Below are 17,644 nucleotides of genomic sequence, written 5' to 3' on the forward strand. Positions count from 1 at the left end.
TGGGCGCACCTTTATCAGGCTACTCCTGAAGGCCGTCGGTGGAACTATTGTTCCCTATACCACCATTATTGGATATAAGGAACATAATAGTGACAACGAGCCAGTAGGAGGGTACTAAGGGTGCTGGCGACGGTCCGTTCGGACCCGGCCCGGGAGCGGTCGCGAGTCTCAGTAGCTCTTGGCGAAGTAGGCAGTCTCTTCGGCCGGCTCACCGCAGATCGCACACGCATCGTGGACCGGCTCGGCGTCGCGGTCCTCGGGGACCATCACGATCTCCGCCGCGATGGCCTCCTTGATCGGTTCCTCGCAGTCCTCGTCGCCACACCAGCCGGCCTTCACGTAGCCGCCGTGCTGGCCGATGGTTCCGAGGATCTCTTCGCGGCTCTCGGCCTCGCGGACCTCGCCCTCCAGCGTCTCCTCGGCGTCCGCGTACAGCTTCGCGAAGACGGTGTCGAGGTGGTCGGTGACCGTCCCGGCGACCCCATCGAAGTCGGCGGTCGCGCGCTCCCCGTCGGGCCGGTGGACCAGCGTCACCTCGCCGTCCTCTACCTCGGCGGGACCGACTTCCACGCGCAGCGGCACGCCCTTCAGCTCCCACTCGTTGTACTTGAACCCGGGATTCCGGTTCTCGCGGTCGTCGAGGTCGACCCGCAGCCCCGCCGCGTCCAGCGCCGCCTCCACATCCTCGGCGTACTCGATGACTTCGTCCTTGTTCTCCTCCTGCCAGATGGGGACGACGACCACCTGCGTGGGCGCGAGCGTGGGCGGGAGCACCAGTCCCTGGTCGTCGGAGTGGGTCATGATCAGCGCGCCCATCGCCCGCCAGGACAGCCCCCAGGAGGTGGTGTGGGCGGACCGGTCCTCCTCGTCGGCGTCGGCGTAGGTGATGTCGAAGGCCTCCGCGAAGGACGTCCCCAGGTAGTGGGAGGTCGCCCCCTGCACCGACTTGCCGTCGGGCATCAGCGCCTCGACGGTCGTCGTGGTGTGTGCGCCGGGGAACTTGTCGTGTTCGGGCTTGCGACCGCGGAGGACCGGAATGGCGAGCACCTCCTCGTAGACGCGCTCGTACTGGTCCAGCCGGGTCATCGCCTCCTCCCAGGCTTCCTCCTGGGTGGCGTGGGCGGTGTGGCCCTCCTGCCAGAGGAACTCCTTGGTCCGGAAGAAGGGCTTGGTCTCGGTGGCCTCCCACCGGACGACCGAACACCACTGGTTCAGACGGAGGGGGAGGTCCCGGTGTGAGCGGACCCACTGGGCCATGAACGGGGCGATGATCGACTCGCTCGTGGGCCGCACCGCGAGTCGCTCCTCCAGCTCCTCGTAGCCGCCGTGGGTCACCCACGCCACCTCGGGGTCGAACCCCTCGACGACGTCTTTCTCCCGCTCCAGGTAGCTCTCCGGGATGAAGAGGGGAAAGTAGGCGTTCCGGACGCCGGTGTCCTTGAACCAGCCGTCGAGGTAGTCCTGAATGCGCTCCCAGATGGCGTAGCCGCGCGGGCGGGTGACGATGAACCCGCCCATCGGCGCGTAGTCGGCGAGGCCGGCCTTCCGGACGACCTCCGCGTACCACTCGCCGGTGGCGTGCTCCTTCGATTCGGTGATCCCCAGGTCCTGCTCGTCGCTCATTGGTGGCGTGTGCGGGACCGACCCATAAACAGGCTACGTTTCACGGGGCTATCGAGGCATCCTCAGCCGCCCGACCCCGCCAGCGCAAACAGAGTTATGGCCCTGGCGCCCGGCTCCCGTCTGTGGCTCGCCCGACGATCACGACTCGTCCCTGCGAGACGACGGAGACCCGACACGTCACCGAACTCCTGTACGACGACGGTGAGAACGACGACACGCTGGTCCTCGCGCTCCACGGCGGCGACGTCGAGCCCGGCACCGCCGAGACGGCAGTCGAACTCGCCAGCCGCCTGTCCGACGCGACCTGCTGGGCCAGGCTCGGCTACGACGACGGCGGCGCCTTCGAGGCCTGGCACCCGCCCTCAAAGCAGATCGGCCCGGCCGACCACCCGCTGCTCGCCGAGGTCGCGGGTCGGGGGTTCGACACCGTGCTCAGCCTCCACGGCCGCGCCGACGAGGAGGTCGTCGTCGGCGGTCGGGCCGACTCCGCCGCCAGACGGACAGTCAGAAACCGGCTCGACGACGCGCTTCCGGTCCCGGTCCGGACGGCCGCCGACGGCCCCTACGCCGGCGTCCACCTCGAGAACCCGGTGAACCGGCTCGCGGCCGGCGAGGGCGGCATCCAGCTCGAACTCGCTCCCTCCGCCCGCGGGGAGCACGCCGGCGCCGTCCGGGAGACGCTCGCGGACCTGGTCGCCGCCGAACGGTTCTGAGTTCCCCGGCTCTCACCCGTCGGGATTACCCGAACACGGAGTCGGCCGTCGCGGCCCCGACGACGCTGAAGATGGCGCCGATGGAGACCGCCTTGGCCGTGGTGTCGGCCCCCGCCTCGAAGGTCGCCGGGGCGTTGAAGACGACCGCCAGCGTCGCAACCGAGAGATACGAGACGGCCATAAGCGAGAGAAACCGGACCGGCAGGCCCGCGACCGAGTTCTCGCGGTCGGCGTCACGGCTCTCGTCGGCCCGGTAGAGCGTCCCGTAGCCGATCAGCGCGACGATGGCGACCGTGACCGCCCAGCGGAGCGCGTCCATCCCCGCCGCGAGGTTCCAGACCTCCTCCGTGACGACGAAGGGTGCCGAGAGGATGAAGCCGCCGACGACCTGCTGGGCGAGGTCGTCGAGCCCGAACGCACGTCCCCCGGGGAGCCGGTCGAGCAGGCTGATCGTCTCCCGAATGACGCGGCGCTCGTCGGGGGTGTCGGCGGCCTCCTCGAGCTCCTCCAGGTCCTCGAGCAGGTCCTCGACTTCGTCGCTGTCGGGGCCCTCGACAGGCTCGCCGTCCCGGTCCGGGCGGTCGGTCATCCGCTCTCCGGGTACTCCCCGACGCTCTCGTGGTCCCAGACGAGGTCCATGTACCGCTTCAGCCCGGCCACGAACGAGCCGTTCTCCGTGATCGCGGCCTGGCGCATGTGGTCGGGGACGCCGGGCTCCTCGACGAGGAAGATCGCCTCCCCGGAGTCGTAGGCCATGCTCGGGTCGATCAGCGTCCCGCGCCAGGGGAGCTGGCCGGTCGAAAAGCGCAGCGACACCTCCGGATAGGACTCGCGCAGCCGGGCGACGATGTCGGCCTGTATCTCCCGGTTCTCCGCCGAGAGCAGGTCGGGGTGGTTCAGGAGCGCGCGCACGTCCACGCGGCCGAGCGCCTCCGCCAGCGCGGGCTCGACGGCCTCCAGGTACGCGAAGCTCTTCGTGATGACGTCGACCCGCTCGTCGGCCTCACGGTAGAGCCGCCGGGTCTCGGTCTCGCTGGGCTCGCCGACGTCGACGACGTGGAACAGCTCCTCGGCGGGTCGGACGTCCTCGCTGGCGCGTTCGTAGCGCGGCCGGAACTCCGCGAGAAAGTCCTCGCGCATCGAATCCAGGTCCTGGCGGTAGCGCTCGAACTCCTGACGGTGGTTCTCGACGGCCCGGTCGAGCACCTCCTCGGGCGGCTTGGGCTGGTACTCCTTGGGTCGGCCCGGGATCACCTCGATGTATCCCTGATCGGCCAGCGAGTCGAGCACGCCGTAGATCCGCGCCTTCGGGATCCCCGTCGCCTCGGCGAGGTTCGGTGCGGTCGTCCGACCGAGCGCCAGAAGCTCCGCCAGTGCCGTCTGCTCGTACTCCGTCAACCCGAGCCGCTCCAGCATGTCCGCCGGCGCGTCCGTCATCGCCTCCGGCTACGCCGGCGCCTGCCTAAAAGCCCCGCCGTCCGGCCGGTCGCTGCCCGGTCCCGGCACGGCCGGTCCACGCTCACGTTCCCCACCACTTCACGACGCCGTAGAGGTACCCGAGCCCGACCGCAGCGGTGAAGACCCAGAGCATCGCGAACTGGAGTCCCCTCTCGACGGACGGGTCGCTCGCGAGCCCGCGGAGCCGCTCGGGAACCGAATCGAGCAGCAGCGCCCCCAGGAAATCCGACTCCGCGTCGGTAGAGCCGGATTCCGGGACCAGCACCTCCATCCCGCGCTTGGAGTAGCCCTGCCAGAACGCCCGGTCGAGCAGCCACGCGGGGTCGGTCCGGTAGTCGAACACCTTGTGCGCGACCTCCGCGTCGGGGGTGTAGTAGACGCCGTGGCCGTACGCCCGGTCCATCCGGGCACAGAGTTCGGTCTCGCCGCCCTGGAGGTTGGCGTCGCCCTGCCGGCCGCCGATCTCGGCCTCGAACCCGCCCAGTCCCAGAAAGACCTCCCGCCGGAAGGAGATGTTCGACCCGAAGGTGTTGCGGACCTCGCCGGCCTCGTCGGGGTCGCCGTCCGGGCCGTACCCCCGGTGGGTGACGCCGACCAGCCAGTAGAATTCGGCGGGCAGGAAGCCCGGCCTGCCGGCGACCCAGGCGGGTGTCATCCGCCCGCCGACCGCCGGCACGTCCCGCTCCTCGTAGACGGCGACGAGTTCGGCTACCCACTCCTCGTCGGCCACCGCATCGTCGTCGAGGAAGGCGACGACGTCCCCGGTCGCGGCCTCCGCGCCGTTGTTGCGGCTCTCCAGCAGGCCGACGTTCCCCTCGTTGCAGTGGACGACGGCGTCGGAGCACTCCCCGTAGTCCTCGCGCAGGCGCGCGCAGACGTCGTCATTCCCGTCCGCGACGAGCACCAGCTCCACGTCGTCGTGGGTCTGGGCGAGGACGCTCTCGGCTGCCTCACGGAGGTCGCCGTAGCGGTCGAGGGTGTGCTCGCAGACGACCACCGAGACGCGCATACCCCGGGCTGGGACACGCCCGGGCAAAGGCGTTTTCCATCCGTCTCCGGGGGTCTCTCGGCCCCGCTCGCTGACCGAGACATAAGGCTTATGCGCGGGCTGTAACTCTAAGCGGCCAATGAGTAACTGGCGCGAGGAGTTCGAGGACGGCTCGGGGGTCGCGGCTGTCACGGCCTGGCTCACGAGCTACTACCACTACGTCGCGCTCGCCGCGCTCGCCGGGTTTACGCTCTGGAACCGCACCCGCTTCTGGGGCCGCTTCGTCGTCGACGGCCGGACGCTGCTCTCGGGCAACGACCCTTACTACCACCTCCGCAGCGTCCAGTACGTCGTCGAGAACTACCCCGCGACGATGCCCTTCGACCCGTGGACGTACTTCTCCTACGGGACTGCGAACTCCCAGTTCGGCACGCTGTACGACCAGCTGATCGCGACGGCCGCCCTGGTCGTCGGGCTCGGGAGCCCGAGTGACGAACTCGTCCGGACGGTCGTCCTCTTCGCCCCCGCGGTCTTCGGGGTCGCCGTCATGGTCCCCGCCTACCTCCTCGGCCGGCGGCTGGGTGGGCGGGCCGGCGGCGTCGTCAGCGCCGCCGTCATCGCGCTGGGCGCCGGCGCCGTCCTCCAGCAAGGGATGGTCGGCAGCGCGGACCACCACATCGCCGAGGTGCTGTTCCAGGCGCTCGCGGTGCTGGGCGTCGCCGTCGCGCTCGCGGTCGCACGCGAGGAGAAGCCGGTCTGGGAACTGGTCAGAGCCCGCGAGTTCACCGCGCTCCGCCGCTCGCTGGGGTGGGCGGCCCTCGCCGGCGTCGCCATCGCCGCCTATCTCTGGGTGTGGCCGCCGGGCGTCCTCCTGCTTGGCGTGTTCGGTCTCTTCTTCCTCGTCCACCTCAGCGTCGAGTACGTCCGCGGGTCGAGCCCGGAACACGCCGCCTTCGTCGGCGCGGTGGCGCTGTCGACCGCCGGCGTCCTCCAGTTGCCGATGCTCGATACCCTCGGACTCACCGCCACCGGCCGGTCGCTGCTCCAGCCCGGACTCGCTATCGGCGTCGCCGCCGGCTGTGTCTTCGTCGCCTGGCTGGCCCGCCGGTGGGACGCAAGCGACCAGCCGGCCCGTTACTTCCCCGCCCTCACGTTCGGCCTGGTCGCGGCCGTCGGTATCTTCGTGGCAGTGGTCCTCCCCGACACCTTCGGCTACTTCGTCACCCAGGTCGACCGCGTGCTCGGCTTCGTCACCGGGCAGAGCGCCCAGGCCGCGACGGTCGTCGAGGCACAGCGGGGGAGCCTCGACACCGTTTACGGGGCCTACAAGCTCGCGGCCGTGACGGCGCTTCTGGGAGCGGGGGTCCTGCTGGGCCGGCAGGTGCTCGACGACGACCCCGGCGGCGAGGGCTTGCTGGTCGTCCTCTGGGCGGCACTCATGCTCTCGGCGACGCTCACCCAGGGCCGCTTCGCCTACTACATGGCCGTCCCCGTCGGCGTGCTCAACGCCGCCCTCGTCGGGTGGGCGGCCGGCTACATCGGGAGTGTCGGTGAGGACGGCGCGATAGAGACCTACCAGGTGCTTGCGGTCGGCGTCGTCATTCTGGTGGTGCTCGCGCCCATGATGCTCATCGCCCCGACAGCGATGGCGACTGCCCAGCAGACCCAGGCCCCGGGCAGCGTCACCGGCTGGCAGGGCAGCCTGGAGTGGATGGAGGAGAACACGCCCGCCGAGGGGCAGTTCGCCAACCCCGACGGCGACCCGATGGTCTACTACGGCACCTACGAGCGGACCGACGACTACGACTACCCCGAGGGCGCATACGGGGTGATGTCGTGGTGGGACTACGGCCACTGGATCACGAACATCGGCGAGCGGGTCCCCAACGCCAACCCGTTCCAGCAGGGAGCGACCGACGCCGCGCGGTTCCTGCTCGCCGGCACGGAAGCGGAGGCCGCGAGCGTCCTGAGCGAGATCGACGAAGCGGACGCGACGACGCGCTATGTGATGATCGACAGCCAGATGGTCGGCGGGAAGTACCAGGCCCCGCCGCAGTTCGCACCGAACGTCACCCGGTCTGACTTCTTCACCCGGTCGACGCTCAACCGCCGGGTGCTCCAGCAGTACGCCCGGGCGTTCCAGCAGCAGGGGCTCTCCGAGGCCGGCGCGGCGCGGCAGGCCCAACAGATCGCCACCGTCCGCCACCAGACCCAGGCCTACTACGAGTCGATGATGGTGCGGCTGTACGCCTACCACGGTAGCTCGATGGAGCCCCGCCCCTACGTCGTCGACTGGGAGCAGGTCCGGACCGAGCAGGGGGTCCGCCTCGTCGAGCCCGAGAACAGCTCGATGTTCCGGGTGTTCGAGAACATGAGCGCGGCCCGCGAGTTCGCCCGCCGGGACGGGACGGCCGCCGTCGGCGGCTTTGGCCCTTACCCCAAGGAACGCGTCGAGGCGCTGGACCACTACCGGCTGGTCCAGACCGGCTCCAGCCGGTCCGGGAAGTTCGCCCGCGACGTGGTGGGCGTCGGTTACACCTCCCGGACGGTCCTCCAGCAGCTGGGCAACGGGTCGCCGGTCGCCCAGCAGTACCTCCGGGACCTGACCACGCAGGTCCGGTCGTCGGACGGGTTCACCAAGGTGTTCGAGCGCGTCCCCGGCGCGCAGGTCCAGGGCGACGGCGCCCCCGCGAACACCAACCTCACGATGCAGGTCCGGATGAACCCCGCGAACGGTGGGAACTTCACCTACAGCAAGCGGGTCGAGACTGACGCCGACGGGGAGTTCGCCACGACGGTCCCCTACTCGACGACCGGCTACGAGAACTGGGGGCCCGAGCAGGGGTACACCAACGTGAGCGCCCGCGCGACCGGCCCCTACACCATCTCCTCGGGGCTCCGGACCAACGAGACCGGCTCGGTCGTCACCTACCAGGCGTCGGTCGACGTCACCGAGGCACAGGTCATCGGCGAGAACACCACCCCGATACAGGTGACACTCGACGAACGGGCGCTGAATATCGAGGGTCCCTCGAACGGGACCGACGGGAGCGACAGCAGCGGGTCGGACGGGAGCGGCACCGACGGGAGCGACAGCAGCGGGTCGGACGGGAGCGGCACCGACGGGACTGACGGGAGCGGCACCGACGGGACTGACGGGAGCGGGGACGACACCACAGGTTCGGTCCCGCTCGGGCCCGTTCAGGCCGCGCGGGCGGGGTGACCGTGGCGGGCGAGCCCGCACACGAACCGGACCGGGGCGAGGAGGCGTCCGGCGAGAGCAGTGACGGCGACCCCACGGCCCGCGAGCCGGACGGCGAGCACGCCGGAGCGGCCGCGGCCACGGGCACCGGCAACTCCCTCCGGGACCTCGGCACCGTCTACCTCAAGGGGACGGCGATGGGGGCCGCGGACACGATCCCCGGCGTCTCCGGCGGGACTATCGCGCTCATCACCGGCATCTACGAGCGGTTCGTCCGGGCGCTCACCCGGCTCGACCCCCGGATTCTCCGTCACGTCCCCCGCCTCCACCGCGCCGAGGGCCGGCGCGACCTGCTCGCCGACCTCCGGGAGATGGACTTCTTCTTCCTGGTGGCGCTCGGGCTGGGCGTGGTGACGTCGGTCGTCACGCTCTCGCGGGTGATGCATCTCGCACTCGAAACGGCCAGAGCCCCGACCTTCGCCTTTTTCCTCGGGCTCATCGCCGCGTCGGCGGTCGTCCTCTACGGCGAGCTGAACCTCGAGTCCGCCGGACAGGCGGTCGCTGGCCTCGGCGGATTCGGACTCGCCTTTCTGCTCAGCGGCGCAGCTGCCGAGGGTCTCCTCGGGAACGGTCTCCCCGTGATCTTCGCCGTCGGCGCGGTCGCGGTCACGGCGATGGTCCTGCCCGGTATCTCGGGCTCGTTCATTCTCATTCTCCTCGGGCAGTACTACTATCTCACGGGCGTTCTCGGGGAATTCGTCGACGGGGTCATCGCGGTGGTCACCGGAGGGGCGGCGGGAAACCTCCCCTCGCTCGCCACCGTCGTCGTCACCTTCGTCGCGGGAGCAGTCGTCGGTCTGGTGAGCGTCGCCCACCTCATCCGGTGGGCGCTGGACGCGTACCGGACGGCGACGCTGGTCTTTCTCGTGAGCCTGATGGTCGGCTCGCTCCGCCTGCCGGTGGTCGAGGTCACGACCAACGTCGACGCGTGGACGCCGGCTGCGGCGGGGCTCATCACACTCGCCGTCGTCGTCGGCGCGGGCGCCGTTCTCCTGCTCGACTACTACACGGCGGACCTGTCGGGGATGGCGAACTAGCCCCGGTTGTCGCCGACGGCCCCGGCCCGCCAGTCCGCGAAGGCGTCGAGGACGTCGTCCTCGTCGAAGCGCTCGATACAGGGGACGTCGTGGGGATGGAGCGCCAGGACGCGCTCGCGGAGGTCGTCGTACCCTTCGGTGGTGGTTTTCGCCAGCAGAACGACCTCCGGCTCCTCGTGGACCTCCCCCTCCCACCGGTAGGTGGAGTGGCAGCCGAGGCGGTTCACGCAGGCCGCGAGCCGCTCCTCGACGAGCGTCTCGGCGATGTCGGCGGCCGCCTCGGGCGGAGCGGTGATGTAGGCGGTCGGCACGCTCACTCGGCGACGGGGTTGTACGTCCCGTTGATGTCCCAGTCGTGGAGACAGTGTGGGGTCCCGGTCAGGCGCTCACCGTCCTCTTCGACGGCGACCCACGTCGACTCCTCGTCGCTCCAGGTATCGCGCCGGCCACACCGGAGACACTCCCGCTCGGAGGGGGGTACGACTTCGACCATACCCGGGCGGAAGCGGTCGCGGGTCTTCAATCCCTCGCCCCCCGCGGGCGGAGTCGTACGACCGAGGTGCCGCCAGCACGGCCCGGAAGGCGGTCGCATCCTTGATACGGGCGCGCGGTCTACGCCCGGGCATGAAGCGCTCGCTCGCCGACCACGCCGCTCGCTTCGACGAGAAGGCACCGGAGTACGACAGCTCGAAAAGCGACGAGTACAAGGCCGCCGTCTCGCTGGTCGTCGAGCACGCCGCGCCCGGCCCCGACGACGTCGTCCTCGACCTGGGGACCGGCACGGGCGCCATCGCGCTGGCGCTCGCGGCAGACGCCGGCCGCGTCGTCGGCCGGGACATCAGCGAGGGGATGCTTGCGGAGGCCCGGGAGAAGGCAGCCGACCGGGGGCTCGAGAACGTCAGCTTCGGCGAGGGGCGGTTCCGGGAGCCCCGGGTGGAGGCGGCCGGCCCGGAAGCGGGTGTCGACATCGTCACCTCGAACTTCGCGATGCACCACCTGAGCGACGGCGAGAAGCGCGAGGCCATCGAGGTCATCGCGGCCCTCGGGCCCCGCAGGGTCGTCCTCGGCGACGTGATGTTCTTCGGCGAGCCCGACCCCGACGACCCGTTCTACAGCCCGGACGTCGACGACCCCGCGACCGTGGGGACCCTCGCCGACGCCTTCACCGACGCGGGCTTTGCCCTGACTGCCGTCGAGCGGGTCCACGACCAGGTCGGTGTGCTCGTCGGCGAGCGGCTCGACGGCGACCGCGCCCGGGAACGTACCGGAAGCGAGGGGACCGACTCGTGACACTGCCCAAACACCTCAGACAGCGCTGGCGGTATCTCGCGGTCGGGGTCGAGTCCTGGCCGGAGGCGTCCGTCGAGCGCGATCCCTTCCAGCGGGCGCTGTGGTACGGCGCTCAGGATCTCGTGGGCGACGTCGGGAGCGCGACGGTCGACCTGACGGTCCAGCGGTTCCGGTACGGGGACGGCGAGGGGGAGGCGGCCGTGCGGACCCGCCGCGGCGCTGTCGAGCGGGCCCGGGCCGTGATAGCGAGCGTCGACGAGGTCGCGGGCGACCCGGTCGGGCTGCGGGTCCGCGGGGTCAGCGGGACCCTGCGTGGCTGTGAAGAAAAGTATATGGGCGGCGGGCCGGTAGCCACGGAGCAGAGACACGTCACCTTCGAGGGTGCCGACCGGACGGCGACGCTCCGGGGCGGCCGGGCGACAGTCCGGGTCGACGGCGCGCCCGTCGGGGTGACGACGCTCGATATCTAAGTATGCAGGGTCAAAACCAACAGCAGGCGTACGACCGCGGGATCACGATCTTCTCGCCGGACGGGCGCCTCTACCAGGTCGAGTACGCCCGCGAGGCAGTCAAACGCGGGACGGCGAGCATCGGCGTCCGGACCAGCGACGGGGTCGTCCTCGCGGTCGACAAGCGGATCCGCTCGCCGCTGATGGAACGGGACAGCGTCGAGAAGATCCACAAGGCCGACGACCACATCGGCATCGCCAGCGCCGGCCACGTCGCCGACGCCCGCCAGCTGATCGACTTCGCGCGCCGGCGCGCCCAGGTCAATCAGCTCCGGTACGACGAGCCGATCGGCGTCGAGACGCTCACCAAGGAGGTCACCGACTACATCCAGCAGTACACCCAGGTCGGCGGTGCCCGGCCCTTCGGCGTGGCGCTGATCATCGCCGGTATCGCGGACGGCAAGCCCAAGCTCTACGAGACCGACCCCTCGGGCACCCCCTACGAGTGGAAGGCGCTGGCGGTCGGCGCCGACCGCGGCGACATCCGCGAGTATCTCGAGGAAAACTACAGCGAGGAGATGGACCTGGAGGCGGGCGTCCGGCTCGCGCTCGAGGCGCTGGCCTCCGTCAACGACGACGAGCTCGCCCCCGAGGGGATCGGCGTCGCGACGATCTCCGTCGACGACGAGGTGTTCTCCGAGCTCACCGACGACGAAAAGGCGTCGTATCTCTCCGAGTTCGGACTGCTGGCGGAGGATGACGACGGCGAGGAGACCGAGGAATAGCTACGGACTGTTCGGACCGGACCCGGTACCGTCGTCGGACTCGCCGTCGCCAGACTCGCCGCCTTCGGACTCCCTGCCGGCGCTCCCGTCGCCGGCACCCACAACGGAAAGTAACCCCTCTCCGTAGACCCGTTCGACCAGCAACAGCCCGACGAGTCCGGCGATGATGATCGTGTAGGAGAGGGCGACAAGAGCCGCGTCCTGCGTGGTGGCGTACTCGCCAGTCCGGAAGATGATGACTTTCCGGACCATCGCGATCACACCGGTGTAGATGACGAGGCGGACGATCTTCCGGGTGTCGCTCTGCTGGGTGTACGCGATGACGGTCTGGTAGACCTCGACGATGATGAGCAGGAGCAGGCCGGTGTCGATGAAGCCGATCACGACGAGCGGGTCAGTGATCCTCCCTGACTGGATGGACTGGACGATCTGGAGGGCGAGGTCGACCACGCCCACAGCGAACAGGAAGGCAAAGAGGGCCGCCGCGGCGAGTTCGACGACGTGGACGAACCCGTCGGTCACCTTCGCCACGTCGGCGGCGGTCACGCCGCCGATCTGGTCCTCGCTGCGGGGCGTCGGGTCGCTCCCCTCGCTCATACCCACACTTCGGGTTCCCCACTGATACCCGTGGTGGCGAAACGGCGGGGTAGACAGACAAACACATAAATGGGCGCCGGAGGTAACTGTGGCCATGATATCACTCGACGAGGCCGTGACGGCGCGGCTGGAGTCCCACGGCGAGCGGTTCGAGGTGCTCGTCGACCCGGACGCCGCCCTCGCTATCAAACGCGGGGAGTTCGAGGGCGACCTGGAAGACGTCATCGCCGCGGAGGACGTCTTCGAGGACGCGTCCTCGGGCGACCGGCCGGCCGAGAACGCCCTGGAGGAGGTCTTCGGCACCACGGACCCGCTGGAGGTCATCCCGGAGGTGATCCGGGAGGGCGAGATCCAGATCACGGCCGACCAGCGCCGGGAGATGCAGGAACAGAAGCGCCGACAGCTGATCAACCAGATCACGCGCAACGCGGTCAACCCCCAGATGGACGACGCCCCCCACCCGCCCGAGCGCATCGAGTCCGCCCTGGAGGAGACCGACTTCCGGGTCGACCCGATGGAGCCCGTCGAGAGCCAGGTCGACGACGCGCTGGACGCGCTCCGGCCGGTCATCCCGATCCGCTTCGACACTGTCACTGTGGCCGTCCAGCTCCCCCCGGACTACGCCGGCAGCGGCCAGGCGAAGGTGCGGGAGTTCGGCGACCTCGAGCGCGAGGAGTGGCAGTCCGACGGCTCCTGGGTCGGCGTGCTCCAGTTCCCTGCGGGGATGCAAAACGACTTCTACGACCTCGTCAACGAGGTCTCCAGCGGCGAGGCAGAGACACAGATCATCAAAGACGAGGACGACCTCGATACGCGGTAATGTCGCCGCGTGGGCGGGCGCGCCGGGTCAGGCGCGCTTGAAGCCGAGGAAGAAGCCGGCGGCGAAGCCCGCACCGATCCCGGCAGTCGAGACGAAGGTGTTCACGAGCGACTGCGCCTGGCCCGGGGCGTCGTTTGCCAGTCCCTCGAAGGCGCCGCCCAGCTTCCCCCAGTTGATGACGAGAAAGCCCTGGGTCTCGAGGAACTTGAAGAGGATGAGCTCCAGCCCGACGATGATCGCGATGATCTTCGCGACCTTCTTGGCGGCGTACCCGATGACGGCGCCGATGATGGCGCTCCCGCCCATCTGCACGCCGAGGGCCGTCGCGTTGAAGTTCTCCAGTACCATATCGGGTCTCTGACAGCCCCCGGTTAAGGCTCTTGTGCCCGACTCACGGCGTAAATTCTCCCTGGCTGAAACGATCGGCGGGGTCGTCCGACTCCGAGGGGAGGATCGGTGGCCCGGACCGGAATTTAAATATCCGGGCGACGTACCGGCTGGTAAGTGACGGAGCGAGACACGCGAACCGAGCGGGCCGTGATCGCAAAGCGAGTCGACAGCGGGGACGCGGACACCGCCGAGATCCGCGACCTCGCCGCCGCCGCGGGCTACCGTGTCGTCGACGAACTGACCCAGACCCGGACCGAGGACGCCGCCTACCACTTCGGGGAGGGGAAAGTCGAAGCGATTGCCAGGGCCGTCGTCGAGGGCGATGCGACGGTTCTCGTGGTGGACAACGAGCTCGGTCCCTACCAGACGTTCAACATCGGCAACAAACTCCCAGACGGAGTCAGAGTGGTCGACCGGTTCCGGCTGATCCTGGAGATCTTCGGCCAGCGGGCTCAGACCCGGAAGGCCCAGCTGCAGGTCGAACTCGCCGAGTTGCGGTACGAACTCCCGCGGGCGGAGGCCAAGGCGAGCCTGGCAAAGCGGGACGAGCGGCCCGGCTTCATGGGACTCGGCGAGTACGACGAGAGCCGCGAACGGGACATCAAGGCGCGCATCTCCCGGATCCGCGACGAACTCGAGAACATCGAGCAGACCGACCAGCACCGCCGCGAGCAGCGCCGCGAGTCCGGATTCGACCTGGTGGCGCTGGCCGGCTACACCAACGCCGGCAAGTCGACGCTGTTGCGCCGGCTCGCCGCAGACCTGGACGTCGACGAGAACGAACAACTCCACCCGGACCTGGACGCGACCGCCGAGTCCGAGAACCGGCTATTCACGACGCTGGGGACGACAACCCGCCGGGCCGACATGGACCGCCGGGACGTGCTCGTGACGGACACGGTCGGGTTCATCTCCGACCTGCCCCACTGGCTGGTCGAGTCGTTCAAGTCCACGCTCGATGCCGTCTACCGCGCGGACCTGGTCCTGCTGGTCGTGGACGTCACCGAGCCGGTCGAGGAGATGCGCGAGAAGCTCGTCACGAGCCACGACACCCTCTACGAGCGCAACGAGGCGCCGATCGTCACCGTGCTGAACAAGGTCGACCGGGTCGAGGAGGCGACCGTCGAGCGAAAGCGGGAGGCGCTGTCGGCGCTCGCCCCCAACCCCGTGACCGTGAGCGCCAGGACCGGCGAGAACCTCGACGCCCTCCGCGAACGGATCCACGAGGAGCTCCCGGCCCTCGAACGCGAGCGGCTCGTTCTCCCGATGAACGACGACACCATGAGCGTCGTCTCCTGGATCCACGACCACGCCAACGTCCGCGACGTGGACTACGGCGACCAGGTCGTCATCGAGTTCGAGGCCCGCCCGGCGGTCGTCGAGCAGTCCCGCGCGAAAGCCGGTGACCTCGTCGCCTCGGCCTGACTGTCGGCCCGGCGCGCCCTGGGTCGCCCCGGCAGTCGGTCACTCCTCCCGACGCATCGCCGCAGGGACGGCCTCGACCATGTCGCTCGCCAGCAGGCCGTTCCCCCGCTCCCCGACCACGATGTCCCCCGCGCGGCCGTTGGCGTAGGCCGCGATGGCTGCGGCGTGGACCGGCTCCTGCGTGGCCGCCAGCGCGCCCGTCACGCCCGCGAGCACGTCGCCGGTCCCGCCGACGGTCATCCCGGGATTCCCGGTCCGGTTGACACGCGTGCGCTCGCCGTCGGAGACCACGTCGTAGTGCCCCTTCACGAGCAGGGTGTGACCGAGGTCGGCGGCGAACTCGGCCACGAGGTCGCGGCGCTCGCGCCAGTCGTCGCTGCGGGGCCCGCCCATCCCCACGAGTTCGCCCTGGTGGGGCGTACAGACCAGGTCCGCCTCCGTGGTCAGGTCGGGCACCACCTGGAGGGCGTCGGCGTCGACGACCGCAGTCCCCGAGTACCCCTCGAGCAGCGCGCGGGCGGCCTCGAGGCTGTCGGGGTCGTTTCCGAGCCCGGGGCCGACGACGATTGCGTCCTGTTCCTCCGCGAACTCCAGCACCCGGCCGACGTGGCCGGGCTCGAACTGTCGGCCCTCGACCGGCCGGACGATCAGGTCCTCCCGGTAGCCCTGGACCTCGTGGGCGACGCTCGTCGGGCAGGCCACCCGCACGAGGTCGGCCCCGGCCCGGAGCGCGGCTTGCGCGGTCAGGGCGGGTGCTCCGGCGTAGGGCCCGCCGCCCACCACCAGGACCTCGCCGTGGTCGCCCTTGTGGCTCTGCGGGTCCCGGCTCAGCCGCAGCAGGTCCCCCGGTCCCGTGAACGCCTCCGCCGCGTCCGGGATGCCGATGTCGGCGACGGTTACGTCGGCGTCGAGGTCCGCCAGCCCGGGCTTGGTGGCGTGGAACGTGACGACGTGGTCTGCCTCGACGGCGTTCCCGGCCAGCTCGCCGGTGTCGCCGTCCAGCCCCGAGGGGACGTCCACCGAGAGGACGGGCGCGTCGCTGTCGTTCATCGCGGCGGCGGCCGTCGCCGCGGGTTCGCGGAGCTGGCCGCTGACCCCCGTGCCGAGCATCGCGTCGACGACCAGGTCCGGCTCCCCCAGCGCGACATCCGTGGAGTCCCGGACCTCGCGGGCCGGAATGTCGCTGTCCAGCAACGCCTCCCAGTTCTCCCGGGCGATGTCGGTGGTGACCGTCTCGGCCCGGCCGAGTAGCAGGACTTCGACGTCGTACTCGCTCAGAAAGCGGGCAGTCACGAAGGCGTCGCCGCCGTTGTTCCCGCGGCCACAGACGACCGTCACCGACGCCCCGGGGTCGACCAGCTCTCTCGCCCGGCGGGCGACGGCGTTCCCGCTCGACTCCATCAGTTGCTTCTGCGGGACGCCGAGTCCGGCCGCGTTCGCGTCGACGACTGCCATCTCGGAGCCAGTGATCATGGCCCCGGCTTCGGCGCGGTGGCTCAAAACGGTATCGCGGCGCAGGAGGGGACGACCGCCCTGGCGGCTACCACTGCACCCGGAACCGCCCCTCTCCCTCGGGCTCCCCGTAACTCACATCGACGTCCTCGACCCGGGCGGCCTCGCTGCCCTCCTGGCAGAACTCGACCATCGCCTCGACGTCCTCTTCTGGCCCCTCGAAGACCGCCTCGACGCGGCCGTCGTCGAGGTTGCGTACCCACCCGTCGACGCCGCGCTCGCGGGCCTCGTCGCGGGTCGTCGCCCGGAAGTAGACTCCCTGCACCGTTCCCGTGACGTAGACGTGTGCGCGCGTCCGTGACATGCGCGTAGTGGTCGGCCCGCGCGAGACAAAAATCCCGGCGGCCCGGCCGGCCGTGGCCCCCCGAAGGGACCGCTCAGGCCTCGGGGGCCTCGTCGGCGTGACGGAGGTAGTGGAAGATGTAGGTCTGGGTGTACCCCGCGAACTCCCCGCCGAGGCGCTCCCGGATCGCCCGGGAGGTGTCGGCGTAGGTACCGCGGTCGCAGTCGGGGTAGTACTCCTCGATGGTCGTCCGGATCCAGGTGTCGAGCGGCACCGCTTGGAGGTAGCCAAGCGAGAACAGCAGGACGCAGTCGGCGACCTTCTCGCCCACGCCGACGAACCGCGTGAGGTACTCGCGGGCGTTCTCGTAGTCCCGCCCGGCCGCTTCCCGGGGGTCGGCCTCGGCGTCGGCGACCATCTCCGCGGTCCGCTTGACGTATGGCGCCCGGTAGCCCAGCTTGAGCTCGCGGAGCCGGTCCTCGCTGGCCGCCGCGAGCTGTTCGGGCGTGGGAAAGGCGTGGTAGGTCCTGCCGTCGAACTCGACCGGCGTTCCGAAGGCCTCCCGGAGGGACTGTTGCATCCCGTGGATCCGCGAGACGCGCATCTGGGCCGAGCAGATGAAGGAGACCAGGGAGGGAAAGGCCGGGTCGCGGACGATCCGCATCCCCCAGTACTCGTCGTAGGCCCGCCGGACGAGCCGGTCGTCGGGGGAAGTCCCGCGGATGGTCGGGAGGTCGTCGTCGAGGCCGAGCCGGCGATACAGTAGCGGCCCGGCGTCGACGGTCGACTCCCACTCCAGGCGCCCGTCGCGCTGGCGGGCGCGGACGGCGACCGGCGTCCCGTCGACGCGGGCGGTGGTGAGATACCAGCCGTCGTCGCCGGCGGTGCCGGCCTCGAAGTCGGCACCGTCCTCGCGCCACCAGAGGTAGGACTGCCCGCTCTCGAGTGTGGCCTGGAGGTCCAGGCCGCCGGACAGCGACGCCACGTCGATGGTCCCGCGCTCCATACCCAC

The 17,644-nt window shown here is 70.1% G+C and carries 18 protein-coding genes and 1 pseudogene; 8 read left to right on the plus strand and 11 right to left on the minus strand.

The features are described from left to right. Positions 1–168 precede the first annotated feature (168 nt). Positions 169–1,623, minus strand: coding sequence for a proline--tRNA ligase (gene proS, locus GN153_RS05040; RefSeq protein ID WP_159900470.1), 1,455 nt, complete (start codon positions 1,621–1,623; stop codon positions 169–171). Between the two features lie 122 nt (positions 1,624–1,745). Between proS and GN153_RS05045 the strand changes: the two genes are divergently transcribed. Beyond that, positions 1,746–2,336 (plus strand): poly-gamma-glutamate hydrolase family protein, encoded by a 591-nt coding sequence (locus GN153_RS05045; RefSeq protein ID WP_159900472.1) that lies wholly within the window; start codon positions 1,746–1,748, stop codon positions 2,334–2,336. A gap of 25 nt (positions 2,337–2,361) precedes the next feature. Here GN153_RS05045 and GN153_RS05050 read toward each other — a convergent pair whose 3' ends face one another. The 3 genes from GN153_RS05050 to aglG form a co-directional block, all read right to left on the minus strand. Then, the gene (locus GN153_RS05050; RefSeq protein WP_236544784.1) at positions 2,362–2,781 is read right to left on the minus strand and encodes a DUF2391 family protein; all 420 of its coding nucleotides are present in this window, start codon (positions 2,779–2,781) and stop codon (positions 2,362–2,364) included. Positions 2,782–2,921: 140 nt separating this feature from the next. Then, positions 2,922–3,773 (minus strand): TrmB family transcriptional regulator, encoded by an 852-nt coding sequence (locus GN153_RS05055; RefSeq protein WP_159900476.1) that lies wholly within the window; start codon positions 3,771–3,773, stop codon positions 2,922–2,924. Between the two features lie 82 nt (positions 3,774–3,855). Further along, positions 3,856–4,803 carry a glucosyl-dolichyl phosphate glucuronosyltransferase gene (gene aglG / locus GN153_RS05060; protein ID WP_159900478.1) on the minus strand — a complete coding sequence of 316 codons (948 nt, stop codon included), beginning with the start codon at positions 4,801–4,803 and terminating at the stop codon, positions 3,856–3,858. Between the two features lie 118 nt (positions 4,804–4,921). Here aglG and GN153_RS05065 point away from each other — a divergent pair, with 118 nt between their 5' ends. Both GN153_RS05065 and GN153_RS05070 read left to right on the plus strand, forming a co-directional pair. Next, the gene (locus GN153_RS05065; protein ID WP_159900480.1) at positions 4,922–8,005 is read left to right on the plus strand and encodes an oligosaccharyl transferase, archaeosortase A system-associated; all 3,084 of its coding nucleotides are present in this window, start codon (positions 4,922–4,924) and stop codon (positions 8,003–8,005) included. Positions 8,006–8,007: 2 nt separating this feature from the next. Continuing rightward, complete coding sequence (locus tag GN153_RS05070; RefSeq protein ID WP_236544754.1) at positions 8,008–9,081, plus strand: DUF368 domain-containing protein; 1,074 nt, start codon at positions 8,008–8,010, stop codon at positions 9,079–9,081. Here the strand turns inward: GN153_RS05070 and cutA are convergent. Then, positions 9,078–9,392 carry a divalent-cation tolerance protein CutA gene (cutA, locus tag GN153_RS05075; protein WP_159902188.1) on the minus strand — a complete coding sequence of 105 codons (315 nt, stop codon included), beginning with the start codon at positions 9,390–9,392 and terminating at the stop codon, positions 9,078–9,080. The two genes, GN153_RS05070 and cutA, sit on opposite strands and share 4 nt — an antisense overlap. 2 nt (positions 9,393–9,394) lie before the next feature. Then, positions 9,395–9,574 (minus strand): HEWD family protein, encoded by a 180-nt coding sequence (locus GN153_RS05080; RefSeq protein ID WP_159900482.1) that lies wholly within the window; start codon positions 9,572–9,574, stop codon positions 9,395–9,397. Positions 9,575–9,705: 131 nt separating this feature from the next. Between GN153_RS05080 and GN153_RS05085 the strand changes: the two genes are divergently transcribed. From GN153_RS05085 to psmA, 3 genes are read left to right on the plus strand one after another with little or no spacing between them, the layout of a single operon-like run. Continuing rightward, entirely contained in the window at positions 9,706–10,371 is a 666-nt protein-coding gene (locus GN153_RS05085) for a class I SAM-dependent methyltransferase (protein ID WP_159900484.1), read from the plus strand. Then, entirely contained in the window at positions 10,368–10,841 is a 474-nt protein-coding gene (locus GN153_RS05090) for an Rpp14/Pop5 family protein (protein ID WP_159900486.1), read from the plus strand. The genes GN153_RS05085 and GN153_RS05090 overlap by 4 nt, the downstream gene beginning before the upstream one ends. 2 nt (positions 10,842–10,843) lie before the next feature. Next, positions 10,844–11,605, plus strand: a complete 762-nt coding sequence (gene psmA, locus GN153_RS05095; RefSeq protein ID WP_159900488.1) for an archaeal proteasome endopeptidase complex subunit alpha — start codon at positions 10,844–10,846, stop codon at positions 11,603–11,605. 105 nt (positions 11,606–11,710) lie between these two features. Here psmA and GN153_RS05100 read toward each other — a convergent pair. Beyond that, positions 11,711–12,202, minus strand: a pseudogene (locus GN153_RS05100) (phosphate-starvation-inducible PsiE family protein); the annotation flags it as partial. A gap of 94 nt (positions 12,203–12,296) precedes the next feature. On the opposite strand from GN153_RS05100, the gene GN153_RS05105 reads away from it, so the two are divergent. Then, positions 12,297–13,022 (plus strand): ribosome assembly factor SBDS, encoded by a 726-nt coding sequence (locus GN153_RS05105; RefSeq protein ID WP_159900492.1) that lies wholly within the window; start codon positions 12,297–12,299, stop codon positions 13,020–13,022. A 27-nt stretch (positions 13,023–13,049) separates the two neighbouring features. Here the strand turns inward: GN153_RS05105 and GN153_RS05110 are convergent, their stop codons facing one another. Next, complete coding sequence (locus tag GN153_RS05110) at positions 13,050–13,370, minus strand: FUN14 domain-containing protein (RefSeq protein WP_159900494.1); 321 nt, start codon at positions 13,368–13,370, stop codon at positions 13,050–13,052. Positions 13,371–13,526: 156 nt separating this feature from the next. Between GN153_RS05110 and hflX the strand changes: the two genes are divergently transcribed. Then, positions 13,527–14,837, plus strand: a complete 1,311-nt coding sequence (hflX, locus tag GN153_RS05115) for a GTPase HflX (protein ID WP_159900496.1) — start codon at positions 13,527–13,529, stop codon at positions 14,835–14,837. 39 nt (positions 14,838–14,876) lie between these two features. Here hflX and GN153_RS05120 read toward each other — a convergent pair whose 3' ends face one another. From GN153_RS05120 to GN153_RS05130, 3 genes are all read right to left on the minus strand, one after another. Beyond that, a complete protein-coding gene (locus tag GN153_RS05120; protein ID WP_159900498.1) occupies positions 14,877–16,310 on the minus strand; it encodes an NAD(P)H-hydrate dehydratase in 1,434 nt (477 codons plus the stop codon). Between the two features lie 67 nt (positions 16,311–16,377). Continuing rightward, complete coding sequence (locus tag GN153_RS05125) at positions 16,378–16,653, minus strand: acylphosphatase (protein ID WP_159900500.1); 276 nt, start codon at positions 16,651–16,653, stop codon at positions 16,378–16,380. 73 nt (positions 16,654–16,726) lie between these two features. Beyond that, positions 16,727–17,638: a DNA-3-methyladenine glycosylase family protein gene (locus GN153_RS05130; protein WP_159900502.1), complete on the minus strand. Its 912-nt coding sequence runs from the start codon at positions 17,636–17,638 to the stop codon at positions 16,727–16,729. Between the last annotated feature and the right edge of the window lie 6 nt (positions 17,639–17,644).

The sequence above is a fragment of the Salinirussus salinus genome, assembly GCF_009831455.1.
Lineage (GTDB): Archaea > Halobacteriota > Halobacteria > Halobacteriales > Haloarculaceae > Salinirussus > Salinirussus salinus.